This is a genomic window from Streptomyces monashensis (genome assembly GCF_001866665.1).
Taxonomy (GTDB): Bacteria; Actinomycetota; Actinomycetes; order Streptomycetales; family Streptomycetaceae; genus Streptomyces; species Streptomyces monashensis.
The window spans coordinates 74558-101197 of sequence record NZ_MLYO01000040.1 but is presented as its reverse complement, the minus strand read 5'-3'; the positions used below and the strand labels follow the sequence as shown (position 1 = coordinate 101197).

26 protein-coding genes and 1 pseudogene are annotated in these 26640 nt (G+C 70.9%); 17 read left to right on the top strand and 10 right to left on the bottom strand.

Going from position 1 to position 26640, the window contains the following annotated elements; translation table 11 throughout:
* The 10 genes from BIV23_RS24600 to BIV23_RS24555 all read left to right on the top strand — a co-directional run.
* The coding region (locus BIV23_RS24600; protein WP_143079105.1) for a beta-ketoacyl reductase at positions 1–828 on the top strand (828 nt) is incomplete at its 5' end.
* A gap of 44 nt (positions 829–872) precedes the next feature.
* The gene (locus tag BIV23_RS24595) at positions 873–1643 is read left to right on the top strand and encodes an arylamine N-acetyltransferase (RefSeq protein ID WP_218161873.1); all 771 of its coding nucleotides are present in this window, start codon (positions 873–875) and stop codon (positions 1641–1643) included.
* Between the two features lie 59 nt (positions 1644–1702).
* Positions 1703–3046 carry an NAD(P)/FAD-dependent oxidoreductase gene (locus BIV23_RS24590; protein ID WP_071383108.1) on the top strand — a complete coding sequence of 448 codons (1344 nt, stop codon included), beginning with the start codon at positions 1703–1705 and terminating at the stop codon, positions 3044–3046.
* A 7-nt stretch (positions 3047–3053) separates the two neighbouring features.
* On the top strand, positions 3054–4124 hold the full coding sequence (locus tag BIV23_RS24585; protein ID WP_071383107.1) for a 3-dehydroquinate synthase family protein: 1071 nt from the start codon (positions 3054–3056) through the stop codon (positions 4122–4124).
* Positions 4121–5419 (top strand): 3-deoxy-7-phosphoheptulonate synthase, encoded by a 1299-nt coding sequence (locus BIV23_RS24580; protein WP_071383106.1) that lies wholly within the window; start codon positions 4121–4123, stop codon positions 5417–5419. Before BIV23_RS24585 ends, BIV23_RS24580 begins: the two co-directional genes overlap by 4 nt.
* Positions 5413–6228, top strand: a complete 816-nt coding sequence (locus BIV23_RS24575) for a shikimate dehydrogenase family protein (protein WP_245790619.1) — start codon at positions 5413–5415, stop codon at positions 6226–6228. Before BIV23_RS24580 ends, BIV23_RS24575 begins: the two co-directional genes overlap by 7 nt.
* Before the next feature lie 118 nt (positions 6229–6346).
* Positions 6347–7507: a DegT/DnrJ/EryC1/StrS family aminotransferase gene (locus BIV23_RS24570; RefSeq protein ID WP_071383104.1), complete on the top strand. Its 1161-nt coding sequence runs from the start codon at positions 6347–6349 to the stop codon at positions 7505–7507.
* The gene (locus BIV23_RS24565) at positions 7504–8586 is read left to right on the top strand and encodes a Gfo/Idh/MocA family protein (RefSeq protein ID WP_071383103.1); all 1083 of its coding nucleotides are present in this window, start codon (positions 7504–7506) and stop codon (positions 8584–8586) included. The genes BIV23_RS24570 and BIV23_RS24565 overlap by 4 nt, the downstream gene beginning before the upstream one ends.
* 15 nt (positions 8587–8601) lie before the next feature.
* Positions 8602–9315: an HAD-IA family hydrolase gene (locus BIV23_RS24560; protein WP_071383125.1), complete on the top strand. Its 714-nt coding sequence runs from the start codon at positions 8602–8604 to the stop codon at positions 9313–9315.
* A gap of 16 nt (positions 9316–9331) precedes the next feature.
* Positions 9332–10231, top strand: a complete 900-nt coding sequence (locus BIV23_RS24555) for an ROK family protein (protein WP_071383102.1) — start codon at positions 9332–9334, stop codon at positions 10229–10231.
* Positions 10232–10261: 30 nt separating this feature from the next.
* Here the strand turns inward: BIV23_RS24555 and mhpA are convergent, their stop codons facing one another.
* Positions 10262–11899, bottom strand: coding sequence for a bifunctional 3-(3-hydroxy-phenyl)propionate/3-hydroxycinnamic acid hydroxylase MhpA (gene mhpA, locus BIV23_RS24550; RefSeq protein WP_071383101.1), 1638 nt, complete (start codon positions 11897–11899; stop codon positions 10262–10264).
* Positions 11900–12246: 347 nt separating this feature from the next.
* Between mhpA and BIV23_RS24545 the strand changes: the two genes are divergently transcribed.
* Both BIV23_RS24545 and BIV23_RS24540 read left to right on the top strand, forming a co-directional pair.
* Positions 12247–13548 (top strand): cytochrome P450 family protein, encoded by a 1302-nt coding sequence (locus BIV23_RS24545; protein WP_071383100.1) that lies wholly within the window; start codon positions 12247–12249, stop codon positions 13546–13548.
* Entirely contained in the window at positions 13545–14351 is an 807-nt protein-coding gene (locus BIV23_RS24540) for a class I SAM-dependent methyltransferase (protein ID WP_071383099.1), read from the top strand. Before BIV23_RS24545 ends, BIV23_RS24540 begins: the two co-directional genes overlap by 4 nt.
* Before the next feature lie 134 nt (positions 14352–14485).
* Here BIV23_RS24540 and BIV23_RS24535 read toward each other — a convergent pair whose 3' ends face one another.
* Positions 14486–14680: a ferredoxin gene (locus BIV23_RS24535; protein ID WP_071383098.1), complete on the bottom strand. Its 195-nt coding sequence runs from the start codon at positions 14678–14680 to the stop codon at positions 14486–14488.
* Between the two features lie 329 nt (positions 14681–15009).
* Between BIV23_RS24535 and BIV23_RS24530 the strand changes: the two genes are divergently transcribed.
* Together BIV23_RS24530 and BIV23_RS24525 are read left to right on the top strand one after the other, a co-directional pair.
* Positions 15010–15726 carry a thioesterase II family protein gene (locus tag BIV23_RS24530; protein WP_245790618.1) on the top strand — a complete coding sequence of 239 codons (717 nt, stop codon included), beginning with the start codon at positions 15010–15012 and terminating at the stop codon, positions 15724–15726.
* On the top strand, positions 15723–17063 hold the full coding sequence (locus BIV23_RS24525; protein WP_071383096.1) for a cation:proton antiporter: 1341 nt from the start codon (positions 15723–15725) through the stop codon (positions 17061–17063). Before BIV23_RS24530 ends, BIV23_RS24525 begins: the two co-directional genes overlap by 4 nt.
* 127 nt (positions 17064–17190) lie before the next feature.
* On the opposite strand, the gene BIV23_RS48830 is transcribed toward BIV23_RS24525, so the two are convergent.
* Entirely contained in the window at positions 17191–18228 is a 1038-nt protein-coding gene (locus BIV23_RS48830; RefSeq protein ID WP_177240014.1) for a helix-turn-helix transcriptional regulator, read from the bottom strand.
* Between the two features lie 590 nt (positions 18229–18818).
* On the opposite strand from BIV23_RS48830, the gene BIV23_RS24515 reads away from it, so the two are divergent.
* Positions 18819–19247 (top strand): type II 3-dehydroquinate dehydratase, encoded by a 429-nt coding sequence (locus BIV23_RS24515; protein WP_245790617.1) that lies wholly within the window; start codon positions 18819–18821, stop codon positions 19245–19247.
* A gap of 217 nt (positions 19248–19464) precedes the next feature.
* On the opposite strand, the gene BIV23_RS24510 is transcribed toward BIV23_RS24515, so the two are convergent.
* Positions 19465–19851, bottom strand: a complete 387-nt coding sequence (locus tag BIV23_RS24510) for a pirin-like C-terminal cupin domain-containing protein (protein WP_071383095.1) — start codon at positions 19849–19851, stop codon at positions 19465–19467.
* Positions 19852–19893: 42 nt separating this feature from the next.
* Between BIV23_RS24510 and BIV23_RS52105 the strand changes: the two are divergent.
* A pseudogene (locus BIV23_RS52105) lies at positions 19894–20025 on the top strand (Rid family hydrolase); the annotation flags it as partial.
* Between the two features lie 40 nt (positions 20026–20065).
* Here the strand turns inward: BIV23_RS52105 and BIV23_RS24505 are convergent.
* Both BIV23_RS24505 and BIV23_RS24500 read right to left on the bottom strand, forming a co-directional pair.
* Positions 20066–21295 (bottom strand): polysaccharide deacetylase family protein, encoded by a 1230-nt coding sequence (locus tag BIV23_RS24505; RefSeq protein WP_071383094.1) that lies wholly within the window; start codon positions 21293–21295, stop codon positions 20066–20068.
* Positions 21296–21445: 150 nt separating this feature from the next.
* Positions 21446–22267 (bottom strand): SDR family oxidoreductase, encoded by an 822-nt coding sequence (locus tag BIV23_RS24500; protein WP_071383093.1) that lies wholly within the window; start codon positions 22265–22267, stop codon positions 21446–21448.
* Between the two features lie 85 nt (positions 22268–22352).
* On the opposite strand from BIV23_RS24500, the gene BIV23_RS24495 reads away from it, so the two are divergent.
* The gene (locus BIV23_RS24495; RefSeq protein ID WP_245790616.1) at positions 22353–22961 is read left to right on the top strand and encodes a TetR/AcrR family transcriptional regulator; all 609 of its coding nucleotides are present in this window, start codon (positions 22353–22355) and stop codon (positions 22959–22961) included.
* A gap of 30 nt (positions 22962–22991) precedes the next feature.
* Here BIV23_RS24495 and BIV23_RS24490 read toward each other — a convergent pair whose 3' ends face one another.
* The 4 genes from BIV23_RS24490 to BIV23_RS24475 form a co-directional block, all read right to left on the bottom strand.
* Positions 22992–23873, bottom strand: a complete 882-nt coding sequence (locus BIV23_RS24490; protein WP_071383092.1) for a DMT family transporter — start codon at positions 23871–23873, stop codon at positions 22992–22994.
* 80 nt (positions 23874–23953) lie between these two features.
* A complete protein-coding gene (locus BIV23_RS24485) occupies positions 23954–24298 on the bottom strand; it encodes a hypothetical protein (protein ID WP_071383091.1) in 345 nt (114 codons plus the stop codon).
* A 31-nt stretch (positions 24299–24329) separates the two neighbouring features.
* A complete protein-coding gene (locus BIV23_RS24480; RefSeq protein ID WP_071383090.1) occupies positions 24330–26081 on the bottom strand; it encodes a carbohydrate binding domain-containing protein in 1752 nt (583 codons plus the stop codon).
* A gap of 205 nt (positions 26082–26286) precedes the next feature.
* Positions 26287–26568 (bottom strand): hypothetical protein, encoded by a 282-nt coding sequence (locus BIV23_RS24475; RefSeq protein WP_071383089.1) that lies wholly within the window; start codon positions 26566–26568, stop codon positions 26287–26289.
* Positions 26569–26640: the final 72 nt, after the last annotated feature.

The following is a 26640-nucleotide window of genomic DNA, read 5'->3' as shown; positions in this document are numbered from 1 at the left end:
CTGACTCCGGAGCGCCTGGCGCGGGTGTTCGCGCCGAAGGTGGACGCCGTACGTCACCTGGACGAGCTCACGCGGGGCCTGGAGCTGGACGCGTTCGTCGTCTATTCCTCGGTCTCGGCGGTCTTCATGGGTGCGGGCAGCGGCAGTTACGCGGCGGCCAACGCCTTCCTGGACGGTCTGATGGCCCGCCGCCGGGCGGCGGGTCTGCCGGGGGTCGCCCTGGCCTGGGGTCTGTGGGAGCAGACCAGCGGCATGGCGGCCAACACCGACGACCTCACCAAGGCGCGGATGAACCGCCGCGGTGGCCTTCAGGCGATCACGTCCACCGAGGGCATGGAGCTCTTCGACGCCGCCGTGGGGTCGGGGCAGGCGCACCTGGTGCCGGCCAAGTTGGACCTGCGGTCGCTGCGGACCCAGGCCGCGGCCGGAGGGGGAGTGCCGCACATGCTGCGCGGCCTGGTCCGCGCGGGCCGGCAGCAGGCTCATGCGACGGACTCCGGTGAGAAGGGCCAGGCGCTGGCCGACCGGCTGGCGGGGCTTGCGGGTGCCGAGCAGGCGAAGGTGCTGCTCGACCTGGTGCAGGCCCAGGTGGCCGCCGTGCTGGGCCACAGCGCCACGTACCGGATCGACCCGGACCAGGGGTTGTTCGAGGTCGGCTTCGACTCGCTCACGTCCATCGAACTGCGCAACCGGCTCCGTGACGTCACCGAGACCAAGCTCTCGCCCAGCCTCGTCTTCGACTATCCGACGGCAGGAATGCTCGCCGCGCATCTGCACGGCCTGATGTGCGGCGAACAGGCGGCACAGCCCGTAGCGGTCTCCGTGTGATGCAGCGATCCCCTTGCGGAAGAAGGTGATGACAGTTGTTTGACGTGCACAGATATCTCGAACGGATCGGCTGTGCCGGAGAAACCGGCGTCGACGTCGCGACGCTGCGGAAGCTGCACAAGAGGCACCTCATGGCGATTCCGTACAACGGCGCCACCCAGGACTTCAGCGACGGGGTGCGCATCGTGGACATCGACGAGGACGCCACCTTCGACACGAGCGTCGTCCAAGGGCGGGGCGGCACGTGCTTCCAGCTGAACCGGCTGTTCGCTCGGCTGCTGACGGAACTGGGTTACGACGTCACGGTGTTGGCTGCCAGCACCGCCGAGGGCTGGGAGGCCTCCGGGCTCGATGTGGAGCACATGTTCAACCGCGTCGCTCTGGACGGCGACGAGTGGCTCGTGGACGTCGGCTACCCCGGCCCCTCCTATGTCGAGCCGCTGCTGGTCTGCGACGCGGTGCAGAGCCAGTACGGATGCCAGTACCGCCTGGTCGAGCGCGGATCAAGGATCGCTCTACAGCGCCGAGGCAGGATCACCCGGTGGGGCGTCGTCTACACCTTCACGATGCAACCCCGTCAGTGGAGCGACTGGAAGGGCATGGAGGACTTCCTGATCCGGGAGATCACCGCGGACACCGGGCCGCAGGACGGCCAGAAGATCCTCTGTGGCCGGACTTTCGAGAACGGTCAGGTCGTCCTCAAGGGACGACGGCATCTGACGGTCCGTGACGGCCGCGAGGAAATACGCACCATCACCGGCGACGACGAGCACGAGCAGCTGGTCTCGCACCTGCTGTCGGGTGAGTTCAGGTGAATCGCACTCCGGTCACCGAGCGCGTTGGTCAAACGAATTGGCATCAGAAAGGGAGAACGATGGCGAAGGAAACAGCCGATGTGGTGGTGATCGGCGCAGGGCCGGCCGGCGCGGTCAGCGCCTATGTGCTCGCCAAACAGGGGCACTCCGTGCTGCTCCTGGAGAAGGAGCTCGACCCCCGCTTCCACATCGGTGAGTCCCTGCTGCCGTACATGATGGGCCTGTTCGAGCGGATCGGCCTGCGCGAGGTGGTGGAGGGCCAGGGCTTCGTGCGGAAGTTCGGCGGCGAGTTCATCGACCCGACCGAGAAGAAGTTCTTCGAGGGCGTCTTCCGCGCGGACTTCACCAAGCAGGGCACGGGCCGGCACGACAACGCGTTCCAGGTCGAGCGGCGCCGGTTCGACCGGATGCTCGCCGAGCAGGCCCAGGCCGCCGGTGCGAAGCTCGTCTTCGGGGCGAACGTGAACGAGCTGCTCATGGAGGGCGACCGCATGGTCGGCGTCCGCTACGAGCGCGACGGCGAGTCGCACGAGGTGCGCTCCGCCTACGTGATCGACGCGAGTGGCCGCGCGGGCAAGATCGCCCATCGCTTCGGACTGCGCAAGACCCTTGAGAAGCTCCGCATGGTCGCCGTGTTCCGGCACTACAGCGGGCTCGACGAGAGCCACAACCTCGGTGTCGAGGGCGACATCCAGGTCGGCGCCCACGACGACGGCTGGGTGTGGGCCATCCCGCTGACCAAGGACACCATCAGCGTGGGCACGGTCATGCCGCGCGACGTGCTGCGCGCGTCGACTCCGGAGGAGGTGTTCGAGGAGCACGTGGCCCGGGTGCCGCGTATCGTCGCGCGCCTGACCGGTACGCGGCCCTCCATGGACCTCAAGATCGAGACCGACTACTGCTACCACGCCGACACGGTCACCGGCCCCGGCTGGCTCCTGGTCGGCGACGCCGGCTGCTTCGGCGACCCCATGTTCTCCGGCGGCGTCCTGGTGGCGACGGCCACCGCGGTCCGCGCGGCCGAGACCCTCGGGGAGGCCCTGGCGGACCGGTCGGCGGAGGAGCGCCTGCTGGAGCGGTACTCCAACTACTTCAAGACCGGCTACGACACCTACATCCGGCTCATCCACGCCTACTACGACGGCGAGCTGGTCGCCATGGCCGCCGACGCCGCGCGCTCGACCGACCGGGAAACCCTGGAGAAGTATCTCGTCCGCCTGATCGGCGGCGACTTCTGGAGCGAGCACAACTCGGTGGCCCAGGAGATGCGGCGCCGCAAGGAGTGGGACACGTTCGAGCCGTTCCAGCGCGTCTACGGCTGCCCCTCGTACCCGCACCTGGACGAGATCGACCGCAAGGAGCGGTCCGAGTCGCGTGTCCGCCGGGTGACGGCGGGCCGGTAGAGACGTCATGGCATCCATTCCACTGCGCCTGAGGGATCATTCGTACGACGTGCTCATCGGCCCCGGAGTGCGTACGTCGCTCGCCGAGGTCGTCGGACGGCTGGGCGCCAGACGGGCCGTCGTCGTGTCGGCCCGTCCACGGGAATGGGTGCCCGACACCGGTGTGGAGACCCTGCTGCTTCCGGCACGCGACGGAGAGCGGGACAAGACCCTCACCACGGTGGAGGCGCTGTGCGGCGAGTTCGTACGCTTCGGGCTCACCAGGTCCGACCTCGTCGTCTCCTGCGGCGGCGGAACGACCACCGACGTGGTCGGTCTCGCCGCCGCCCTCTACCACCGGGGCGTCACCGTCGTGCACCTGCCCACCACACTGCTGGCCCAGGTGGACGCCAGCGTCGGCGGGAAGACAGCGGTGAACCTGCCCGCCGGCAAGAACCTGGTCGGCGCGTACTGGCAGCCGGGCGCGGTCCTGTGCGACACGGACTATCTGTCGACCCTGCCGCGGCGCGAGATGCTCAACGGCTACGGCGAGATCGCCCGCGCCCACTTCATCGGCGCGCCCGACCTGCGCTCGCTCCCGTTGGCGGACCAGATCGCCGCCAGTGTGCGGCTCAAGGCCCGCATCGTGGAAGTCGACGAGCGGGACAGCGGCCTGCGGCACATCCTCAACTACGGCCACACCCTGGGCCATGCGCTGGAGAGAGCGACGGGCTTCGCCCTCCGCCATGGCGAGGCGGTCGCCATCGGCACGGTCTTCGCGGGCCGGCTCGCCGGTGCCCTCGGCCGTATCGACCGGGCGCGGGTGGCCGAGCACCAGGATGTCGTCCGCTCCTACGGGCTGCCCGCCGCACTGCCCGCCGAGACCGAGTCCGCCACCCTGATCCGGCTGATGCGGCACGACAAGAAGGCGATCGGCGGCCTCGCGTTCGTCCTCGACGGGCCGAACGGCGCGGAACTCGTGGACGACGTACCGCATGAGACGGTCGAGCACGTCCTCGACGGGATGCCCCGCATGCCGCTGGGCGAACTCGTCGACGAGGCCGTGCCCGCCGCCACGACCGATACGGCACGCCCATGAGACAGCTCCAGTGGCCGGCCGACACCGACAGACCGGCCGGTGCGGCAGAAGCGGCCGACCGGCTGCTCGCCGGCAGGCTGGCGGACGCGCTGGCCCGGCCCGCCGCGCAGCAGCCGGTCTGGCCGGACGCGGAACGGGCCCAGGATGTCGTGGCGCTGCTGCGCCGCGCCGCGCCGCTCGTGACGCCGGCCGAGACGGCACGACTGCGCTGCCATCTCGCCGCGGTCGCCCGTGGCGAGGCGATACTCCTCCAGGGCGGCGACTGCGCCGAGTCCTTCGCCGAGAACACCGAAGCCCACCAACGGGCCAATCTGCGCACACTGGCGCGGATGGCCGATGTCCTCACCCGCCGTACCGCGCTGCCCGTCGTCACGGTCGCCCGTATGGCCGGCCAGTACGCCAAACCCCGCTCCCGAGCCGTCGACGCCCAGGGGCTGCCCGCATACCGCGGTGACATGGTCAACTCCGCCGAGCCCACGCGGGCGGCCCGGACCCCCGACCCCGCCCGGATGCTGCGCGCCCGCGCCGGCGCAGCGGACACCATGGCGCTGATCCGCCGGCTCGGCCGCAGCGACATGCCCGGCCCGCGGGCGGCAGGCGGCGACGTCTACGTCAGCCATGAGGCGCTGCTGCTCGACTACGAGACCTCCTCGCTGCGCACGGACCTCAGCGGGCCCGAGCCCCGCCTGTCCAGCGGCCTCGGGCACTTCCTGTGGATCGGCGAGCGCACCCGCCAACTCGACGGCGCGCACATCGCGTTCGCGGAGCTGCTGTCGAATCCCATCGGCCTCAAGATAGGTCCGAACACCACACCGGAGCAGGCCCTCGCCTACGTGCGTCGGCTCGACCCGCACGTCGAACCCGGCCGACTCACGCTGATCAGCCGTATGGGACACACCAGCGTCCGGGACGTGCTCCTGCCGATCGTGGAGAAAGTCACCGCCTCGGGTCATCAGGTGGTCTGGCAGTGCGATCCGATGCACGGCAACACCTACACGTCGGCGAGCGGACTCAAGACCCGGCACTGGACCGCCGTATCCGACGAGATCGCCGGCTTCTTCGAGGTGCACCGGGCGCTCGGCACGCACCCCGGCGGTATTCACCTGGAGGTCACCGGCGAGCACGTCACGGAATGTGTCGGGGGCGCCCAGGGCCCCGCGGAGGCCGACCTGCCCACCCGCTACCGCACGGCCTGCGACCCCCGCCTCAACGCCGACCAGGCACAGGAACTCACCCACGTCATCGCCGAGTTGGCGGCCGGAAGCGCAAGGGACCGGAAGGACAGGCTGTGCTGACCGAACGACCTCCCGCAATGCCCGTCCAGGGCACCACCCGTCTGTACGCCGTCCTGGGGGACCCCGTCGCCCAGGTCCAGGCTCCCGCACTGATGAACCCGATCCTCGCCGAGCTGCACCGCGACGCGGTGGTCGTGCCGGTGCACGCCCGCCCCCAGCACCTGGAGACCGTCGTACGCGGCCTGCAGCGGGTGGAGAACCTCGACGGCATGTTCGTCACCGTGCCGCACAAGGTGGCCGTCCGCAGGCTCGCCGACCGGTGCGGAACGACCGTGGACATCGTGGGCAGCGCGAACGTGCTGCGCCGCGAGGCCGACGGCGGCTGGCTCGCGGAGAACTTCGACGGCTCGGGCTTCGTGACGGGCCTCGCCGGGGCGGGACTCGACCCCAAGGGCACACGGGCGGCACTGGTCGGTGCGGGCGGCGCGGGCAGTGCCATCGCCGCGGCGCTCCTCACGGCCGGCGTCGGCCGGCTCCAGGTGTACGACACGGACACCGCGAAGCTCACCGCGCTGGCCGCCCGGCTCGAAGGGCACTGGCCGGGGCGGGTGCACGCGTTGACCGGACCGCATCTGCGGGACGTCGACATCGTCGTCAACGCCACACCGCTCGGGCTGCGCGCGGACGATCCGCTGCCGTTCCCGCTGGAGCCCCTGACGCAGGGCTGCGTCGTGGCCGACATCATCATGAAGCCCCGCGAGACACGGCTCCTGCGCGAGGCCGCCGCACGGGGACACCGAATCCATCACGGGATTCACATGCTTGAGGGACAACTGAATTCCTATAGGGCTTTCTTCGACCTTCGTTGAATTCTGCCCACGACTACCGAACCAAGGGATGCAGCGGCGTCGGCAGAGACCTACTTTGGACCTGTTCTTCAGCTGTTCTGTGCCCTGTATCGAGCTACATCCAATTCCTTGGAGAATCATGAACGTGCGACAGGCGCCGGAATTCCCCCAGTGGCCGCAGTACGACGAAAACGAGCGGGAAGGCCTCATCCGCGCACTTGAGCAGGGCCAGTGGTGGCGCATGGGCGGACAGGAAGTCGACTCCTTCGAGCGGGAGTTCGCCGAACTCCATGGTGCTCCGCACGCGCTGGCCGTCACCAATGGAACCCACGCGCTGGAACTCGCCCTGCAGTGCATGGGCGTCGGCCCCGGCACCGAAGTCATCGTCCCGGCCTTCACCTTCATCTCCTCGTCGCAGGCGGCACAGCGGCTGGGCGCGGTCGCGGTCCCGGTGGACGTCGACCCGCACACCTACAACATCGACGTGGCGGCGGCCGCGGCCGCCGTGACGCCGCGTACCCGGGCCATCATGCCCGTGCACATGGCGGGCTTCATGGCCGACATGGACGCGCTGTCCAAGCTCTCCGCCGACACGGGCGTCCCGCTGCTCCAGGACGCAGCGCACGCCCACGGCGCCCGCTGGCAGGGGAAGCGCGTGGGCGAGCTCGGAACGGTCGCCGCGTTCAGCTTCCAGAACGGCAAGCTGATGACCGCGGGCGAGGGCGGCGCCGTCCTGTTCCCGGACTCGGAGATGTACGAGACGGCGTTTCTGCGGCACAGCTGCGGACGGCCCCGCACCGACCGCCGCTATCTGCACCAGATCGCCGGCACCAACCTGCGGCTCAACGAATTCTCCGCAGCGGTCCTGCGAGCCCAGCTCAGCCGCGTGGAAGCGCAGATCACGACCCGTCAACAGCGCTGGGCCGTGCTCTCCCCGCTGCTCGAAGCGATCGACGGCGTGGTCCCGCAGCGCGGTGACGAGCGCACCGACTTCCCCTCGCACTACATGGCGATGTTCCGTGTGCCCGGCATCGGCGAGGACGACCGCAACGCCCTGGTCGACAGGCTCGTGGCGGCCGGCCTCCCGGCGTTCGCGGCATTCCGCGCGATCTACCGCACCGACGCCTTCTGGGAGTTCGCCGCCCCTGACGAAACCCCGGACCAGATCGCCGAGCGCTGCCCCCACACGGAGGCCATCAGCCAGGACTGCATCTGGCTGCACCACCGCGTGCTGCTCGCCGGCGAGCAGGACATGCACCGGACGGCCGAGATCATCGCGGACGTCGTGGCCGCCGTATGAACATCAGGGCAGCCGTCGTCGGGTTCGGCTGGGCGGGACGGGAGCTGTGGCTGCCCCGGCTGACCGAGCACGCCGGCTTCGACGTGGTCGCCGTCGTCGACCCCGCACCGAACGCGCGGGCCGCGCTCGACGCGGCACCGGGCGTACCCGTGCACCCGACGCTGGACGCGCTCACCGCCCGCGCGGTCGACCTCGCCGTCGTCGCCGTACCCAACCATCTGCACGCCGAGGTCGCCGCACGGCTGCTCGGCAAGGGCATCTCCGTTTTCCTGGAGAAGCCGGTGTGCCTGACCTCCGCCGAGGCCGACACCCTGGCCGCCGCCGAACGCGACGGCGGCGCCACGCTCCTCGCCGGCAGCGCCGCACCGCACCGCGGCGACGTGGACGCCCTGGCGCGCCTGCTGCCGGAGCTGGGCCGCATCCGCCATGTCGACCTGTCCTGGGTGCGGGCACGCGGCATCCCGCAGGCCGGCGGCTGGTTCACCCAGCGCAACAAGGCAGGTGGCGGCGTCCTCTTCGACCTCGGCTGGCATCTGCTCGACACGCTCGCCTCCCTGCTCGGCCCGGCCCGCTTCACCCAGGTCGTCGGCGTGACGTCGAACGACTTCGTGGGCAGCGGCACCTGGAGCGCGGCCTGGCGGCAGGACGAGCCCGCTGCCGGCGCCTGCGGTGACGTCGAGGACACCGCCCGGGGCTTCCTCGTCCGCGATGACGGCGTCTCGGTCTGCCTGAGCGCCGGCTGGGCGTCGCACGAGGCACGGGACGAGACCCGGATCCAGGTGGCGGGCAGTGCCGGGACCGCCGAACTGAGATGCACCTTCGGCTTCAGCCCCAACCGCCACCCGCACGCCCGCCTGACCCTGACCCGCGAGGGCACCACGACGTCCCTGCCGGTACCGGACGAGCCCATCGGCACCGAGTACCGACGGCAGCTGGACGGCCTCACCGAGGCCCTGGGCGACCCCGGCCGCCGCGGCAGAGCCATCGGCGAGGCTCGTACGACCGTCCGTGTCATCGAGGGCTTCTACGCGTCGGCCCGCAGCACGCACGAGCAGACCGCCGTGCCCGCCCGTCACTAGGAGGTGAAGGAACCGGTGAGCTCACCAGTTTCGACAGAACGAGCCGTACCCGGCCGGCCGGGTACGGCGACGCAGGCGCTCCAGCCGGCGCGCCGGGCCGTGATCTTCGACCTGGACGGCGTCCTTGTCGACAGCTTCACGGTGATGTACGAGGCGTTCGCCATCGCGTACAAGGAGGTCGTGGGCGAGGGCCCCGCGCCGTTCGACGAGTACCGGCGCCACCTGGGGCGCTATTTCCCGGACATCATGCGGATCATGGGCCTGCCCCTGGAGATGGAGGAGCCCTTCGTCCGCGAGAGCTACCGTCTCGCGTCCCAGGTGCCGGTCTTCGACGGCGTCGTGGAGCTGCTCACCACACTGCGGGCGCGCGGATTCAGGCTGGCCGTGGCCACCGGCAAGAGCGGGCCGCGGGCGCGCTCCCTGCTCGGCGGGCTCGGGCTGCTGCCCTTCTTCGAGCATGTGATCGGCTCGGACGAGGTCGCCCGTCCGAAGCCGGCCCCGGACATCGTGGAGCTCGCGCTGGACCTGATGGGCTTCACGCCCGAGCAGGCCGTCATGGTCGGTGACGCACCGACCGACATCGCCAGCGCCCACGGCGCGGGTGTCGCCTCGGCCGGCGCGCTGTGGGCGCTGTCCGAGCCCGACGAACTGCTGGCCGCCGAGCCGGGCGTCGTCCTGCGCCACCCCACCGACCTGCTGGCCATGTGCCCGCCCGTGCCCCGCGACTGAGGATCGGCACGGCGGCATGGAGACGGCACATCACCTCGGTGTCGACATCGGGGGCACGAAGGTCGCGTTGCGGGTGGAAGCCGGCGCAGAGTGCGTGGACGAGACCGTCTTCGCCTGGCGGCCACGGCACAGCGCCGACCGCGATCTCGCCCAACTGGCACGAGAAGTGGGCGAGTTCTGCAGCAGGCTGGCGGTGTCGCCCAGAGCGGTGGGCGTCGCCATGCCGGCGACCGTCGGATCCGATGAACGGATCACCGCCTGGCCGAGCCGGCCCGAATGGGCCGGTACGGACCTGGGCGCGGCACTGCGCGCTCTGTTCCCCGGCACCGCCGTGGCCTGGGCGGACGACGGCGACCTCGGCGCCCTCGCCGAGGCACAGGCCGCCGGCCGCGCGGACCTCCTCTATCTGGGGGTCGGCACCGGCATCGGCGGCGGCCTCGTCCTGCGCGGCGAACTGTGCCCGGGCCTGGGCCGCGGATCCTTCGAGATCGGGCACACGGTTCTCGAGCTGGACGGTCCGCCGTGCGTGTGCGGCCGCCGGGGATGCCTCCAGGCGGTTGCCTCGGGCCCCGCCACGCTGCGCCACGCGGCCCGGCTGTGTGGGAGCGACGTCACCTTCGACGCCCTGCGACAGGCCTGGCACGACGGGCAGCCCTGGGCGGTCACCGCGCTGCGGCGCACCTGCCACGCCCTGGCCGCCGCCGCGGTCAGCGTCCAGGAGCTGTTCCACCCAGAACTCCTGCTGATCGGAGGCGGCTTCGCGAGTGGCATCCCGGGCCTCGACACCCTTGTCTCCGCACAGCTGGCGGAACTGGTCCGCCCGGGACAGCCCCGGCTCGACGTGAGACCGGCCGCGCTGGGCGGACTGTCCTCACTGCGTGGTGCCGTCGCACTGGCCCGGCTGGTCCGATCCTGAGCGGACGGCCCGCCGGGCGGCCGGGAGCGGTCAGTGCACCGCTTCCCCGGCCGGCACGGCCGCGTACAGACCGTCGCGCAGTTCGTCGACCAGCGCGGCGGTGTCCTCGGGGCCGTTCGCGGAGCCGAAGACGTGGTAGTCCGGTCGGATGAGCACGGCGGTCGCGTCGTGCTCGGTCAGGTACGCCCGGTAGAAGCCGTCCACATCGATCACATCGGTCAGGCCCTGTTCGGTGTCCTCGGCCGCTCCGGCCGGCAACAGGCGCACCACGTGGGTGTCGAGGGCGGAGAGGAAGGACCAGCGGTCCTCGCCGAGCGCGGGTCGAGGATCGTCCGTGGTGAGCAGGACGAAGCCACGGCCCACGACCTCGTCGAACAGGCCCGTGCCGCCCTGAGCGCTCACCCGGCCCTGCGGCACCACCGCACCGGCCTGCGGCCCGGCCGAACCGGCGGACAGCCGCCCCAGCAGCCCGCCCGACAGTGGCTTCGCAGGCTCCGGTTCCCCCGGTCCCGTACGACCGCGCCGGCCCGCGAGGACCGTGGCGTCGCGCTCCGCGGCTGCCGCCGGGTCCGTCACACAGATCACCCTGCCCAGCTGCACCGAGGACTGGATCGAATCCTTCACGTGCTGCCGACGCTCCTCGGCATAGGTGTCCAGGACACCGGCGTCGGCCAGGCCGCGCAGCGTCAGATCCAGCTTCCACGCCAGATTGGCCGCGTCCCGGATCCCGGAGCACATGCCCTGGCCGGCGAAGGGCGGCATCAGGTGCGCCGCGTCACCGGCGAGCAGCACCCGGCCCACCCGCCACTCGTCGGCCCAAGTCGCCCGGAAGATATAGGTGGTGCTGCGCAGCAGTGTGGCGGTGTCCGGGGTGACGCCGAACGGCTTGAGCAGGCGCCAGGCCGTCTCCTCCTTGTTCAGTTCGGCGCTGCTCTCGCCCGGCAGCCGCATGAACTCCCATCGGCGGTGCCCCGGGCCGCTGCCCACCAGCGTCGTGGGCCGCGCCGGGTCGCAGATCTGGACGTTGGTGGGGTTGAACTCGCGCGGCTCGTGCAGTTCGACGTCGCACAGCAGCCACTCGTAGGAGAACCCGAGATCGGTGACGGGCACGCCGAGGTGCTCGCGCACGAAACTGTTGGCGCCGTCGCAGCCGACGGCCCAGTGCGCGACCACGGTACGGGTCGCTCCGTCGTCGGTCTCGACGGTCAGTGCCACCCGCTCGTCGTGCTGGGTGATGTCCACGACCCGGTGCCCCCGCAGCACCGTGATGCCGGGCAGCGCCGCCGCCCGGGCCGCGAGCAGTTCCTCCAGGGCGGGCTGGTGCATGGTGTTGGCGTCCGGCCAGCCGTAACGCCCGGCGGAGGAGAAGGCGATGTCCAGCAGCGTCTGTCCCGCCGCTGTACGCCACTGGTAGCCGGTGGCCGGCTCCGTGATCCGGGCGATCCGGTCCCCGATGCCGGTGGCCGCGAGCAGCCGGGCGGTTTCCCCGTCGAAGCTGGTCGCGCGCGGCAGCAGATACGGCCGGGGGCGGCGCTCCAGGACGGTCACGCGCAGGCCGCGCTGGGCGAGCAGCACCGACAGGGCGGCGCCGATCGGTCCGTTGCCGACGATGGCCACGTCCGTGTCCGTCGGGGACTCGTACAGGTCGTGCGGGCGCGTGGTGGACATCGTCATCCCTACTCGCAAGGTGTCGGAAAAGCCGCGAGGGCCCCGGCGTATGGCATGGAAAAGGGCGCGGAAAGAGGAATCGGAGAAACGACCCCCGAACCCCTGGGTATTCGGCGAGATTAGCACTCCGTTGTGCGCGGTGGATCCCCGTTCGCGGCGCCCTATCAGATCGGGGGATGCCTGGCCCACCAGGCCTGTCCTAGTGTGTGGAACAGCCATGCAAGTCGCGGCACAGGCACCTTGTTCTCGACCGACGGTCAAGTCGGGATCGAGGGAAATTCCGGCCGTAATTCCGGACGCCGGGACAGCGGCACACCTGGACACCTGGAAGCAGAAGAGGGAGACGTATGACCGTCACCGCCGAGAACACGGCCGATCCGGTCGAGCTGCTCTCGCCGGAGTTGGTGGCCGACCCGTTCGCCGGCTACGCACGGCTGCGCGAGCAGGCACCGACGCTCGTCGGCACGATGCTGGGCGGGCGTCCGATGTGGCTCGTCACCCGCTACGACGACGTGCGTCGGGTGCTCACCGACCCCAGGTTCCTGAACAACCCGGCATCGGTGCCGGACGCCCCAGCCGTCCGGACCACCATCATGAAGCAGCTCAACATCCCGTCCGACCTCGTCGACTACCTCGACGACAAGCTCATGCAGATCGACGGCGACCACCACCGCCGACTGCGCAGCCTGGTCTCGCGGGCGTTCACCGCACGCCGGGTTGCCGAACTGCGCCCCCGGGTCGAGAACATCACTGCGGAGCTCCTCGACCGGCTGGCCGAGGAGGGACGCGACGGGACGCCGGTCGACCTCATGGAGTCGTTCTGCTACCCGCTGCCGTTCACCGTGATCTGCGAGCTGGTCGGCATCGACGAGGCCGACCGCGAGCCGTGGTACGAGTGGGGGACATGCCTGGGCTCGCCCACGGAGCACCGTGAGCGCATCCCGGCCGTCATGCGGGAATGCGTGGACCACATGCTGGAGGTGATCGCGCGCCGGCGCACCGAGCCGCGCGACGACCTCATCACCGCACTCGTACAGGCACAGGAGGACGACGGCGACCGCCTGACCGAACAGGAAATGGTCACCCTGGTCTTCACCCTGGTGATCACCGGGCACGAGACGACGACGCAGCTGCTCGCCACCTCCGTCCTCGCCCTGCTGGACAACCCCGACCAGCTCGCCCTGGTGCGCGACGACCCGTCCCGGTGGCCGCAGGCGGTGCACGAACTCATGCGCCTGGGGCCCACGCAGTGGGGGGTGCCCCGGTACCCGTCGGAGGACGTCGAGTTGGGCGGCACGACAATTCCGGCCGGCTCCACGATCCTGCCACTGATCCTGCCCGCGAACACCGACCCGCGTCAGTTCGAGGACCCCGAGCGCTTGGACATCGGCCGGGACCACGGAGGCGGCGAGCGCCATCTCGGGTTCGGGCGCGGGGCGCACTACTGCCTCGGCCGGCCGCTCGCCCTCCAGGAGGCGGAAGTGGCGCTGCACGCGCTGTTCACCCGCTTCCCGGACCTGTCCCTCGCAGTGGAACGAGGGCAGATCCCCTGGGTGCTGCGGCCCGGGGTCACCCGGGTCGAGCGGCTCCCGCTGCATACCGCCCGCCCGCCGATGGACCTCCCGACACAGACAGGACTTCGCCGATGACCGACACCAACACGTGGGTGGCCGAGGAATACGTGAAGGTGAACTCGCCTCACGTCAAGACGGCACTGGCCGCGCTCGCGCTCGCGGGCGACGCCCTGGAACGCGGCGGCACCTTCGCCGAGATCGGCTGCGGCGCCGGTGAGATCGCGCGCACCGTCGCGGAGCGGGGCTTCGAGGTCTGGGCCAGCGACGCGTCACCGTCCATGGTGGAGACCACACAGCAGCTGTGCGCCGGGCTCCCCGTGCACAGCGAGGTCCGCACGGTCGAGCAACTGGACCTCCCACAGGGCAAGTTCGACGTCATCCACTCCTCCTGGGTGCTGCACTGGGTGTCCGAGGCCCACGAGCCGCTGCGCCGCATGGCCCGCGCGCTGCGCCCGGGCGGGTACCTCGTGCTGCAGTGGACGGGCGCCCAGCCGCGCAGCGAGGGCACCGGACTCTTCGGGATCCTGCGCGGGATCGCGGACAGCCCGAAGTGGAAGGACCTGTTCGCCGAGGTGCCGCCGGCGATGCGCGACTACCCGGCCGACGACGTGGCCGACCTGCTCAGGGACGCCGGACTCGAACTCACCCACTACGAGCCGGAACTCCCGCACCCGTTCAGCAGGAAGAAGGGCACGGTCCTGACGCCCGAGGAACTCGCGGAGATGCGCACGCGGTTCAGGCGGACCTGGTTCGCCTCCCAGGCCGAGGTCCTCGGCGGCCGGGTCGACGAGTTCCTGGACGAGGCGCTCGGCACGCTGGTCGAGGCGGGCAAGACCGACCCGCACCACGCCCGGATCGTCGCCCGCCGCCCCCGCTGAGCCCACGCCGGCCCGGACCGGGCGTCTGACCCTGTCCCCGCCCGCAACAGCGCGTCAGCGGGCCTGCGCCGCAGTGGCGTGGGCCCGCTGACGCGTGCGACAGGCCGGCGGGTGCACGCCGCCCGCGGGCGATGTCAGCGAAGGAGGGAGAGAGCCCGGCCCGGACACAGGTCGACGGCCTCGCCGACCGCCGGCAGAAGAGCGTCCTCGGGCTCCGGGTTCAGCACGACGACCAGGCCGTCGCCCTCTGCCTGGTCGAACAGCTCCGGCGCAGTGCGCACGCACTGACCGGCGCCGACGCACTTTCCGGTGTCCGCGACTATCTTCACGGTGATCGCCTCCTACGGCGTGAACGGCAGGCCTTCGGACATGATGCCGGAGACGGGCGAAATCGAGTCGCCGCGCCAGCCACATTGATGGCGCCACTCCAGCGGAATTCAAGTCGGCACCGTCAAGGGTGAGTTCGAGAATGTGGGACGCCTCTAGCGGAACCACAGCGATGGCCTATCAGGTCGAGGGATACCGGGATGGCGACACCGTTCCTACCCTGTGGAAAGACTTTTCCTGAAAGGAATTTCTGGCCGTGCCTCAAGCACCGGAGCAATTCGGAACATGGGTCCGCCGATTCCACCCGGCGCCGGACAGCGCTGTCCGCCTCGTGTGCCTGCCGCACGCCGGCGGGGCGTCGAGCTTCTACTTTCCGCTGTCCAGGGCGCTGCCGCCGACGGTGGACGTACTGGCGGTGCAGTACCCCGGACGGCAGGACCGGCGCCATGAGCCGAGCATCGACAGCCTTCCCGAACTGGCCGACCGGATCTTCGAGGTGATACGCCACCTCGACGACCGGCCGCTGGCGCTGTTCGGACACAGCATGGGCGCCGCCGTCGCCTACGAGATCGCTCTGCGGATGCAGGACGCCGGCCTTCCCGCACCCGTACGATTCTTCGCCTCCGGCCGCCGAGCCCCGTCCCGCGACCGCCATGAAGGGCTCGACCTGGCGTCGGACGCGCAGCTCATGGCCGAGGTGCGCAAGTTGGGCGGACCGCACGCGGCGATGCTCGCCGACCCGGAATTCATGGACATGATCATGCCGGCGATCCGCAGCGACTACCGCGCGGTCGCGAGGTACCGCTGCGAACCCGGCCGGAGCCTGGAGTGCCCGGTGACGATCCTCACCGGTGACAGTGACCCCCGGGTCTCCATCGACGAGGCGACGGCCTGGGAAGAGCACACCACGGGCCGGACGGAGCTCCAGGTGTTTCCCGGAGGCCACTTCTTCCTCGCCGACGAGAGCGCGCGTGTCTCCGGACTCCTCGCGGACCGCCTGACGCGCCGGAACGTCGGCGCACGTCACGAACTGACCTATCCGAGGTGACCGAGTTGAGCTCCACGCCCGTACCCACCATTCCCCAGCACTCGCTGCTGGTATTCCTCCTCCAGCTGGCGGTTCTGCTTCTTCTGACCCTGGCCCTCGGGCAGTTGGCCGCCCGATTCAAGATGCCCGCGATCGTCGGCGAACTGCTCGCCGGCGTGATCATCGGCCCCTCGATCCTCAGCCACGTATGGCCCGGCCTCGCCCACTGGCTGCTGCCGAAGGATCCCGGCCAGATGCATCTGCTCGACGCCGTGGGGCAGGTGGGTGTCGTGCTGCTCGTCGGCGTCACCGGCATGGAGCTGAAGTTCGACCTCGTCAGACGGCGCCGGCTCACCGCGGTCCGGGTGAGCCTCTGCGGTCTGCTGTTGCCCCTGGGGCTCGGCGTCGGCCTGGGATACCTGCTGCCGTCCTCGCTCATGCCCGGCGACACGAGCCCGACGGTCTTCTCGCTGTTCCTCGGTGTGGCCATGTGCGTCACCGCCATCCCGGTGATCGCGAAGACCCTCATCGACATGGACCTGCTGCACCGCGACGTGGGGCAGCTGACCCTGGCCGCCGGCGTGATCGACGACGTCGTCGGCTGGTTCCTGCTCTCCATCGTGTCGGCGATGGCGACGGCCGGGCTGAGCACCGGGACGATCGCCATCTCCCTGCTCTACCCCGTGGGCATCGTGCTGGCCGCCTGGCTGGTGGGCCGCCCCCTGGTGAGCGCGGCGCTACGCGCGGCAGGCCGCTCCTCGTCGCCCGCGCCCACCGTCGCGGTGGTGACGGTGATCGTGCTGCTCGGCGCGGCGGCGTCGCAGGCGATGCGCCTTGAGGCGGTCTTCGGCGCGTTCGTGTGCGGCGTCCTGATCGGCACGAGCGGTGAGCTGGACCGGGAGAAGCTGACTGCGCTGCGGACGACGGTCCTCGCCTTCCTCGCACCGGTCTTCTTCGCCACGGCCGGCCTCCGGATGGACCTGTCCGCGCTGGTCAGGCCCACTGTCCTGGCCACGGCCTGCGCGGTGCTCGCCGTGGCGATCCTCGGCAAGTTCGTGGGTGCCTTCGTCGGCGCGAAGCTGAGCGGCCTCGGCCGTTGGGAGGCCCTCGCGCTCGGAGCCGGCATGAACTCCCGCGGGGTGATCGAGGTCGTCGTGGCGACGGTGGGCCTGCAACTCGGGGTCCTCGGCGCCGAGACGTACACCGTCGTCATCCTCGTCGCCATCGTGACGTCGCTGATGGCACCGCCCGTCCTCCGTGTCGCCATGGCCCGCATCGACAAGAACGCCGAGGACGAGATGGGCCTGGCCGGCACGCACACACCCGACCTGGTGTCCCAGCCGCCCGCCGCGGTGTGAGGGCGCGGACAGCCGGCGCGAGCACGCGAAAGGGGGCCGACGCGATCGGCCTTCCGCACACGTCCCGGACGCCGGCCGTCCGTTCGGTGCACGGCAGTGCCTGCGGTGTCCACCGTGATACGGCACCTCACTGGGCCTTGGCGCCCCAGGCGGCCGCGGTCGGCACCTGGCTCCACGCCCGTGTCAGTTCCACACGGGAGGCCACGTTCATCTTCCGGAAGATCTTCTTCAAGTGGAAGGCCACGGTGTGACCGGAGATGAACAGACGCTCGCCCACCTGGGAGTTGGTGAACCCCTGGCTCACCAACTCGGCCACGGCCGCCTCCGTCCGGGTGAGCGCGCTCGTGCTCACGCCCTCCTGGCCGGCGTACTGCGGATAGTGTCCCCGCCGGACTCCGAGCGAGCGCAGTCGGCTCATCACTCTGCGGGCATCACGCGGGGCCGTGGCGCTGGCGTAGCCGTCCGCGGCTGACTCAAGGGCCTCGACCGCCCGTTCCCGCCCGGCGGGCTGCACGGCGAAGAGCCTGCCGGCGTCCTCCCAGGCGGACGCGGCGGCCCACACGTCCAGATGCGAGGCGGCCGCGGCGACGACCCTGCCCGGATCCCGCTCCAGGAGGCCGGATGCGTGCAGCGCCGCCGCTGCCACAGCACGGAGCCCGTGGTTCCGCGCGGCCAGGGCGGAGGCCACCGAGACCACCCGCCGGGCGAGCGCCTCGGCGCCCAGCTGTCGCGTGGCCCTGACGAGCCAGGCGGCGGCGGCGGGCTGCGCCGCCAGTAGCTCCAGGAGGAGTTGGTCGTCCGTGACGATGCCCGTGATGAGCTCGGCCGCCCTCGTGGGGCCGCCCTGCACCTCAAGAAGCTGAGCCGCGACCCAGGCACTCTGACTGGGCCTGTGGGCGGTCTGCCCGAGCAGCGCGCCGTCCCGCAGCTGATCGGCGAACTCCTTGCTCACACTCATGTTGCCCTGCCTCAGGGCGCTCAACGCCATCACGGTGCGCGCATCGGGCACCAGGCGATGGAGGCCGGCTCGCTGTGCCTGGTCGATGCCCTTGCCCGCGACATCGACGGCGGTGGTGACATCCCCCTTGGCGAACGCGAGGTCCGCCGCACAGAGCAGTGATGCCGCCGCAAGTCCGTCGCCGACCTCGCGTCGTGCCGCAGTCATTTTGTCCACGTCGGCCAACACCCGTGCCGCGGAGGAGAGATCGCGGATCCGGATCAGCAGTGCGGCATGCCAGATCCCTGCCAACCCCCGGCAGTTTCCAGCGTCTTCTGGTTCGTTCCGACCGGCGGCCTTCGCCAGACGAATGCCTTCTTCGAGATCACCGCGGGACCAGGCGGCAGAAGAGGACTCGGACAAGCGGGCCGTTTCGCAGGAGCTGTTCCGGCAGAGAGATATGACGGAGAAGAACGGAGGAAGTCGCAAGCGAAACGAAGAATCGAGCATCACGTCTCCTGTCACGGGATTCATACCGTCCGAGTGCGGGCCCCGACGCGGACCAGGGTAGGGCGGAGCTGCGGTGACGGCGGCGCGAGCCGATGCGGAGTATGGGGGGAGTGTGGGGGGCCTCGACCGGTGCCCGAGCGGCTCTTGAGCGGCCTGGTCGGCCACGCGAGAAAGGCGCAGGTCCGAAGCCGCTTGAACTATCAGCTCTGAGGGTGGCGCACCAGGAAGGGAGGCCACAGCATGGAAGCGATCCGCAGTTGGCGGCGAATACGAATACCTAGGTGGCCTCCTTGAGTGTCCTACTTCTCATGAACGGTCCTAATCTGGGCATTCTGGGGCGACGGGAGCCGGAGATATACGGCACCGACACGCTCGCCGATATCGAGGCGGCGGTCGCCGAGGAGGTGAGCGTCCGCGGCTGGGACGTGCTGTCCGTCCAGCACGACTCGGAAGGGGATCTCGTCGGTGCCCTTCACCGGCACAGCGACTCCACCGTCGGTGCCATCGTCAATCCCGGTGCCCTGATGATCGCAGGCTGGAGTCTGCGCGACGCACTCGCCAGCTATGCCCCGCCGTGGATCGAGGTGCACCTCAGCAACGTCTGGGCCCGTGAACAGTTCCGGCACGAGTCGGTCATCGCCCCGTTGGCGAGCGGTGTCGTCGTCGGCCTGGGAGCCTTCGGCTACCGCCTGGCCGCCCAGGCACTGATGCACCTGTCCACCCCGGCCCCGCTCTGATCCACCCACAGACCAGGGCCGGTCGGGGCGCCTCCCCCGTCGCCTCCGGCCGGCCCTGCCCCCAAGAGCTTGCGCGCCGACGTCTGCCGCACGGAGCGACAGGGCCACGCGTACGGCCCGCGCCACGCCGAGTGGCCGTGTCGGCGACGACGCCCCCACCTCGACGGGGAACCTCCACCAACCCGGCTGTCTGCGCGGGGGACTGGAAAGTTTCGGCTCAGCGCACTCTTCCCCGCGCCTTCAGTGGCACCGACGGCAGCTCCGGCGCAGGCAGCGGATCCCCGTCGTACCCCTTCGCTTCCCCGAATCGCGACCCGCTCAGCCAGTCCTCCCGGGCCTGTTCGATGTCGCCCTGCGTACGCCCGACGAAGTTCCACCACATGACGATCTCCTCACCGAGCGGCGGGCCGCCGAGCAGGAGCAGGCGGGCCGTGGTGTCGGACTCGTTGGTGAGGGTGAGGGTGAGGGTGGTGGCGCCGTCGGGGACGTAGCCCAACTCGGCCGGTCGCAGCAGGGTTCCGGCGGTGCGGATCCGGCCCTCGTCGACGAGGATGCCGAGGAAGACGCGGAGGACGGCGCCGTCGAGGTGCCGCGGTTCGGGCACATGGTGCCGGAAGTCCGGCGCGGTGTGCCGGTGCTGCTCGGGGAGCCCTGCTGGCCCGTGCTGCGACGCTGCTTCGGGGACGTGCGACCCGCGGCGACCATGATGGAGTGCGGCCTCGCCGACCCGCGTATGAAGATCGAGATCGAGGTGTACGCCCGCCGCCACGGCGGCTGACCGCCGGCTCCGCACCCCGTCCGTCGGTCCGGGGCGGTGGTCACGCCGCGTCGCGGTAGCTCGTTGTGGGGCGCAGGAACGTCGTCCAGCCGCCGTCGGGCCTCTCGCCGACCTGGAGGCTGCGCAGCTTGGTGAGTGTTTCGGGCTCCTGGGCGTCGAGCCAGTCGACGAACTGCCGGAACGAGACCAGGCGGACGTCCTCGCGGTCGGCGATCTGCTTGAGCGCCTCCTCGGCCGCGTCCATGTAGATGCCGCCGTTCCACTGCTCGAAGTGGTTGCCGATGAACAGCGGCGCACGGTTGGTCGCGTACGCCCGCTCGAACCCGGCCATGTACGCCTGTGTCGCCTGGGCGCGCCAGAAAGGGTAGTTGTACGACGGGGCACGCGTCGTGTGCAGGGACTGGTTCGCCAGCATGTTGTAGTCCATGGACAGTACCTCGAACCGGTGGCCCGGGAAGGGGATGCTCTGCAACGGCAGGTCCCAGACGCCGCCGCGCTTCCTCGGCCAGCGCTGGAGCCCGCCGGGTGAGGAGGCGTCGTAGCGCCACCCAAGCTCCTGGGCGACCGGCAGCAGGTTCGTCTGGCCGAGCAGGCACGGGGTGCGGCCGCCGATCAGTTCCTTGTCGTAGTCGAAGGGGAGCGGTGGTTCGCTGTCCCACCCGGTGTGTGTGCGCCAGGACGTGACGAAGGTGCGGGCCTGGTCGATCTCCGAACGCCACTGCGCCGGCGTCCAGTCGGCCACCGAGCCGGGGCCCGCGCAGAAGTGGCCGTTGAAGTGTGTGCCGATCTCGTGGCCGTCGAGCCAGGCCTGACGCACGTAGGTCAGGGTCTGTCTGAGGTGGTGGTCGGTGAGGTAGCCGATGTCCGAGGCGCCGACGGGGTTGTTCGGCGGCCGGTACAGCCGCTTCTTGTCCTCCGGCAGCAGGTAGAGACCGGAGAGGAAGAAGGTCATGTGTGCGCCGTGGTCCTGGGCGAGCCGGAGGAAGCGCGGGAACAGGCCGGTGCCCAACTCGCCGGCGCCGTCCCAGGAGAACACCACGAACTGCGGCGGGGTCCGGCCGGGTTCGAGGGGTGCGGGCGGGGGCGGCTGGTGGGGCTGCGGTCCGGTGTACGACGTCGAGCCGTCCCCTAGCAGCCGCGGCGCCGCCTGCGGCCCCTCCCGGCCGTCGTTCCGGTCCTGGCCTCCGCATCCGGCCAGCGAGGCGGCGGCCGCACCGACACCGGCACCGAGCCCGAGCCGTGCCAGGCCCCGGCGGCTGATTCCACTCATCGCCCTTCCCAACCCGCGCCCTGCCGTGACGCGTTGTGCACCCCTCGATCAAGAATCCGAACACCTCGCACCATAGAACTGATTAACCGACAAATAGTTCATTTGGGTCGGTGTGGCGCACAAAAGGGATGTCCCCGGTGTTCCGGTCCGTCAGCGAAACGCCGCCGCATTGCGTGCCGCCCAGGCCTCGAAGGGCGCTGCCGGGCGGCCGAGCAGGCGGGGTACGTCGTCGGTGGGCGTCCGTTCCTGCGGGGTGGGTGTGCCGAGGATGGCGAGTGTGCTGTCGGCCACCGCCGGCGGCATGAACGCGAGCATCTGCGTGCGGGCCTCCTCGGGGCTCTGTTCCGCGAAGGCCACCGGCTCTCCCAGCGCCTCCGCCAGGGCGGCGGCGCGCCGGCGCGGTGTGATGGGTTCCGGGCCGGTCAGGGTGTAGGTCGCGCCGGTGTGTCCGTCCTCGCGCAACGCGACCGCCGCGACCGCCGCGACGTCGGCCGGGTCGACGAACGGCAGCGCCACGTCGGCGAAGGGTGCCGCCGCCGTACGGTGGCGGCGGACCGGTTCCGCCCAGGCGAGCGCGTTGGAGGCGAGGCCGCCCGAGCGCAGGACGGTGAAGGCCAGTCCGGAGTCGGCGACGGCGGCCTCGAAGGCCGCCGCCTGCGGGTATGTCCCGGGCCGGGTGCCCACGCCCTGTGAGGACAGCAGCACCACCTTCGTGACACCGGCTGCCGCGGCCGTGCGCAGGAGGCCTGCGGGGTCCTCGCCCGCCACCAGCAGGAACAGGGACTTCGCGCCTTCCAGGGCGGGCGCGAGACTCTCCGGCTTCCCGAGATCGGCGGACACGGCCCGGACACCCGGCGGGACGGCGTCGCCGCCGATGTGCCGTGCCACGGCCGTCACCGTCTCTCCGGCCTCGGACAGTGCGGCGACCAGCGCTCGGCCCACGTTCCCCGTGGCGCCCGTGACGACGATCATGGTGTGTCCCTCCGTGAGTTAGTTAGTTGACTGACTAAGTCGAGACATTAGCCGGACCCCTTTCCCGCTGTCTATAGTCAGTGAGGTGACTGACTCAGAAACCGTCACCCGGGAGAAGGCCGCACGGCCGGGCCGGGGCGGCAAGCGTGAGCGCCTGGTGCGGGCCGCCGTGCGGGTCTTCCACGAGCAGGGTGTGGAGAAGACCACCCTCGGCGACGTCGCACGCGCGGCCGAGGTGCCGCTCGGCAACGTCTACTACTACTTCAAGACCAAGGACCTGCTGGTCGAGGCTGCGGTGGACGCGCACTGTGCGCAACTCGACGCGCTCACCCGGCAGTTGGACGCCCTCCCGGACCCGGCCGCCCGGCTGAGGGCGCTCGTCGCCGGTTGGGTCGAGCAGCGCGAGACCGCCGCCCGCTTCGGCTGCCCCTTCGGCACCCTCGCCACCGAACTGGACAAGCGCGACGACGGACTGGACCTCGCCGCCGCGAAGGTCATGCGCGCCATGCTCGACTGGGTGGAGTCCCAGTTCGCCCAGCTCGGCCGCGCCGACGCCGCCGCGCTCGCCGTCGAACTCCTCGCGGCCTACCAGGGCATGTCCGTCCTCACCAACACCCTGCGCGATCCCGGCCTGATGGCGGCCCAGGGCGAGCGTCTGCTGTCCTGGATCGACGGGATCGCCGCGGGGCGGTAGCGGCCTGGCGCAATCAGTCCGGGGCCCGTGTCACGCGGCCGTCTGCCGTTGCTCCGCCGCCACCGGCACCGTGGTGATGTTCTGGACGGCACGGCTGAGGACCGCCACGCCCGCGACGATCAGCAGAGCGCCGCAGGCTTCCGGTACGAGCCACCAGCCCAGGCGGATCCGCTCGTCGAACAGGGTCATGCCGAGCGTCAGGCTCACGATCGCGTCGCCGATGGTGAGCGCCGGCTGTGCGGCGACCAGGGGGCCGGCCTGGAGCGCGTTCTCCAGCAGGATCACGGAGGCGACCCCGGCGAGCGGGAAGCCGTACGTCTGCCAGGCGCGCAGGAAGGCCGCGAAGCCGTGGTCGGCGAAGGTGCCGCTGGCCGACTTCAGCAGCGCGGCGGTCAGGGCGTTGCCGGTCGCGGAGGCGGCCGCGAGCAGCGCGGCGCGCCGGGTCGGCGCATGGCCCCGGCCGGCCAGCAGCACGGCCGCCGCCATTCCGCCGACGCACGCGGTCAGGGCCGGGATCCAGCGGGTGAGCGGCGCGTGGTCGGTGGCGCCGTGCGGGGCGGCCGCGATCAGCAGGACCGCGAGCCCCGCCACACAGCCGCCCACGCCCCACCAGCCCGAGCGCGGCATCCGCTTGTGCATCAGCGGGGCGGCGACCAGCAGCGCGAACGGCAGCTCCAGGATGAACAGCGGCTGGACCAGTGCGAGCGGGCCGTTGACCAGGGCCAGGCTCTGGAACAGCGCGGCGCAGACCACGCCGGCCATGCCGATCATCCAGAGGGGCTGCCGCGCCAGCTCCGCGACCAGACGGATCCCGCTCCGGCGGGACGTGGACGCCACCTTGCGCTGGAAGGCGGTGCCCACGGCGTTGCTCGCCGCTCCCGCGACGGCGAACGCCGCGGCCAGTTCGATCACGACCGTCTCCTGCCTGCGGGGCACCTCGCGGTCCCGGAGGAGCCTCGGAGTCTTTCTGCGGAGTCTCGGACCTCTTCAGCCTACGGAAGGCGCCGCCCATGTGCCGGGTCGGCCGCGGAGCAGCATCGCCGAACGGCCGCCGCCGGGGCCGGGCGGCGACCTCCTCGGGGTGGCCGAGCCGGCCGGGTGCACGTGTCGGGCCGGGTTGTCGACGGCGCGAGCCGGGCCTTGACGGCCCGGCGGTCGTCCCGCACTGCGGGCTCGTCGCGCGGGCGCTCGCGCAGCAGCGCGTCGACGCGCGCGACACCGGCGCCGGCCTGCTCCGCGATCGACACCACGGTCGTCTCCGCGAGGCCACGGTCCAGGTCGGCGCCAGGGCGGCAGTCGTACATGCGGTACATGACGAGGCCCCGCGCGGTGCTCACCGGGTGGGGCCTCGTGAAGGGGAGCGGTGGATCAGCTGACGCTCAGGTCGTCGGCGTACACCGCGCCCTGGCCGTACCAGCCGTGCACGTACACCGTGACCGTGCCCGAGGAGCCGGTGGTGAACGGGACGGTCAGCTTCGACCACGACGAGGACGAGGCCCAGGTGCTGGCCGTGGCGCCCCCGCTGACGCCGAGGTAGGAGTACGGGCCCTGGACCCAGCCGCTCAGGGTGTAGGAGGTGCCGGGCTTCAGGGTGAGGGTCTGCGCGCACTGACCTGTCTGCGAAGCCGAGGGCGTGGTCTTCAGGGCGTGGGAGCCGCCGTGCACGGGCGAGGTGACCACGGACGCGCCGCCGTCACAGGTCCAGGGGGTGAGCGAGCCGGTCTCGAAGCCGGCGTTGGCGAGTGCGGTCGTGCCGCCGCCGGAGCCGTTCACGGTCAGGGTGAGCGAGGAGCTGTGCGAGGCCGGGCCGGCCGTGCCGGTGACGGTCAGGGTGTAGGTGCCCGGTGCCGTCGAGGCGCTGGTGCGCACGCTGAGGGCGGCGGTGCCGCCCGCGGTGACGGAGGCCGGGCTGAGGGCGGCGGTCACTCCGCTCGGCGCGCCGCTCACGGTCAGGTTCACGCTCTGGGCGCTGCCCGAGGTCACCGACGTCTTCACGGTCGCCGTCGTCGAGCCGCCGGGGTCGACCGACGCGGCCGTGGGGGAGAGGGAGACGTTGAAGTCGTTGGCCGGCGGAGTCGTCGTACCGCCGGTGAAGGGCGCGAAGGTGTGGCTGAAGTACCAGGTGTCCTGGGCGATGCCGGAGCAGCTGTCGGAGCCCCCGGTGCCGGGGCAGCCGCCGTTGTCGCGCTGGAGGGCCCAGAAGGAGAGGGTGTTGATGCCCTTGGCGACCGCCCAGTCGTACACGCTGGTCGCGTCGGCGGTGGTGAAGGTCTCGGCCGCGCCGTAGTCGTCGATGCCGGGCATCTCGGTGACGCCGATCGAGTTCCACAGCTGGCTGTCCGACATGTTCGGGTACAGCGTGGCGAGTTGGTCGTGCAGGCCGCTCGCCGCCGTCTGGGTGTCGGTCGCCATGTGGTGGGTGGCGCCGTCGTAGTAGTCGAACGTCATGATGTTGACGACGTCGATCCTGGCGCCCGCGTTCTTCGCGCTGCGCAGCACGGCGAGTCCGCTGTCGGCGAGTCCGCTGGTGGTGGTCGGCAGGGTGTACGAGAACTGCACCGAGCGCCCGTTCGCGGCGGCCCAGTCCTGGACCTTCTTGATGGCCTGGTTACGGCGGTCGATGCCGGCGGTGTCGGTGAGGGAATTGTCCTCGACGTCCATGTCGAGCCGTGAGACGTCGTACGTCGTGATGATCTTCTCGTAGGCCGCGGCGACGGAGTCCACGTTCGTGCAGCTGTCGGCGATCTCGGTGCCGCCGTTGTCGGCCGCGTAGCCGCCGAGCGAGGGGATCACGTCGCCGCCGCGCGAGCGGATGGTGCCGAAGTCGGAGCCGAAGACGGAGGTGTCGACCGGGGTGCTGGTGTTGCCGTTCCAGTACGGCGTGCAGGAGCCCTTCGTGTCGGCCTGGAGGAACGCCATGGTCAGGTACCTGGCGCCGGAGGCCTGGGAGAGCGCGGCGGGGCTGTCGCCGTTGTAGGCCTCGAAGTAGGGTGCGAAGACGTGCGTGGGCAGCGGGGTCGCCGCCTGGGCCGTGCCGGTGGCCCCCAGGGCCAGCCCCGCGGAGGCGGCCAGGGTGGCCACACCGGCGAGCAGGGCGCGTACGGATCTCGGACGTGTCATCGGGTACTCCCGGATAGCGAACGACAGGCGATCGAACGACGGGCGGTCGAACGGGTCGAGCGGCCCGGCCGGGCTATTGGTCTAGGCCATGATTGGTCTGGACCAAACGCCGGTCAAGGGCTGGGGGCCGCCTTTTGCACGTTCATGAGGGAGTCAACCGTCCTGCTGGACACGGTCATTGACGGAATGTCATACGGGATGGTGCTCAGCTGGCCCGGGTGCCGCCGCCGCGCCGGATGCGGCCCAGCAGATCCCGGTGATAGGCGGCGAGCTGCCCGGCGGGCACCGGTGCCGGACTGCCGCTCAGGGTGTACCAGTTGTCGCTGCCGAGGGGCTGGACGGCGACGCGAGCGCTGTGTCCGTCGGACCGCAGGATGGTCGCGACGGTCAGGTCGCCGGTGAGGACACCGGCCTCGTCGGTCAGCGCGCCACCGGGGCCGGCGGTGACGCGGTCGACGTAACTGTTGATGCTGGGCGGCTGGTTCATGGCCCGCACGTTTCCATCAACCCGACCTGTGTGTCTGCTTTCTGATGGTGTGTCGGCAGCAGGGGTCCGCAG

Excerpts from the sequence above, each read along its gene's own strand:
- BIV23_RS24505 (WP_071383094.1), bottom strand. The coding sequence starts at position 21,295 with ATGAGTGGAATCAGCCGCCGGGGCCTGGCACGGCTCGGGCTCGGTGCC.
- BIV23_RS24515 (WP_245790617.1), top strand. The coding sequence starts at position 18,819 with ATGAACGGTCCTAATCTGGGCATTCTGGGGCGACGGGAGCCGGAGATA.
- BIV23_RS24500 (WP_071383093.1), bottom strand. The coding sequence starts at position 22,267 with ATGATCGTCGTCACGGGCGCCACGGGGAACGTGGGCCGAGCGCTGGTC.
- BIV23_RS24570 (WP_071383104.1), top strand. The coding sequence starts at position 6,347 with ATGAACGTGCGACAGGCGCCGGAATTCCCCCAGTGGCCGCAGTACGAC.
- BIV23_RS24480 (WP_071383090.1), bottom strand. The coding sequence starts at position 26,081 with ATGACACGTCCGAGATCCGTACGCGCCCTGCTCGCCGGTGTGGCCACC.
- BIV23_RS24555 (WP_071383102.1), top strand. The coding sequence starts at position 9,332 with ATGGAGACGGCACATCACCTCGGTGTCGACATCGGGGGCACGAAGGTC.
- BIV23_RS24565 (WP_071383103.1), top strand. The coding sequence starts at position 7,504 with ATGAACATCAGGGCAGCCGTCGTCGGGTTCGGCTGGGCGGGACGGGAG.
- BIV23_RS48830 (WP_177240014.1), bottom strand. The coding sequence starts at position 18,228 with ATGACTGCGGCACGACGCGAGGTCGGCGACGGACTTGCGGCGGCATCA.
- BIV23_RS24545 (WP_071383100.1), top strand. The coding sequence starts at position 12,247 with ATGACCGTCACCGCCGAGAACACGGCCGATCCGGTCGAGCTGCTCTCG.
- BIV23_RS24580 (WP_071383106.1), top strand. The coding sequence starts at position 4,121 with ATGAGACAGCTCCAGTGGCCGGCCGACACCGACAGACCGGCCGGTGCG.
- mhpA (WP_071383101.1), bottom strand. The coding sequence starts at position 11,899 with ATGTCCACCACGCGCCCGCACGACCTGTACGAGTCCCCGACGGACACG.
- BIV23_RS24540 (WP_071383099.1), top strand. The coding sequence starts at position 13,545 with ATGACCGACACCAACACGTGGGTGGCCGAGGAATACGTGAAGGTGAAC.
- BIV23_RS24475 (WP_071383089.1), bottom strand. The coding sequence starts at position 26,568 with ATGAACCAGCCGCCCAGCATCAACAGTTACGTCGACCGCGTCACCGCC.
- BIV23_RS24590 (WP_071383108.1), top strand. The coding sequence starts at position 1,703 with ATGGCGAAGGAAACAGCCGATGTGGTGGTGATCGGCGCAGGGCCGGCC.
- BIV23_RS24585 (WP_071383107.1), top strand. The coding sequence starts at position 3,054 with ATGGCATCCATTCCACTGCGCCTGAGGGATCATTCGTACGACGTGCTC.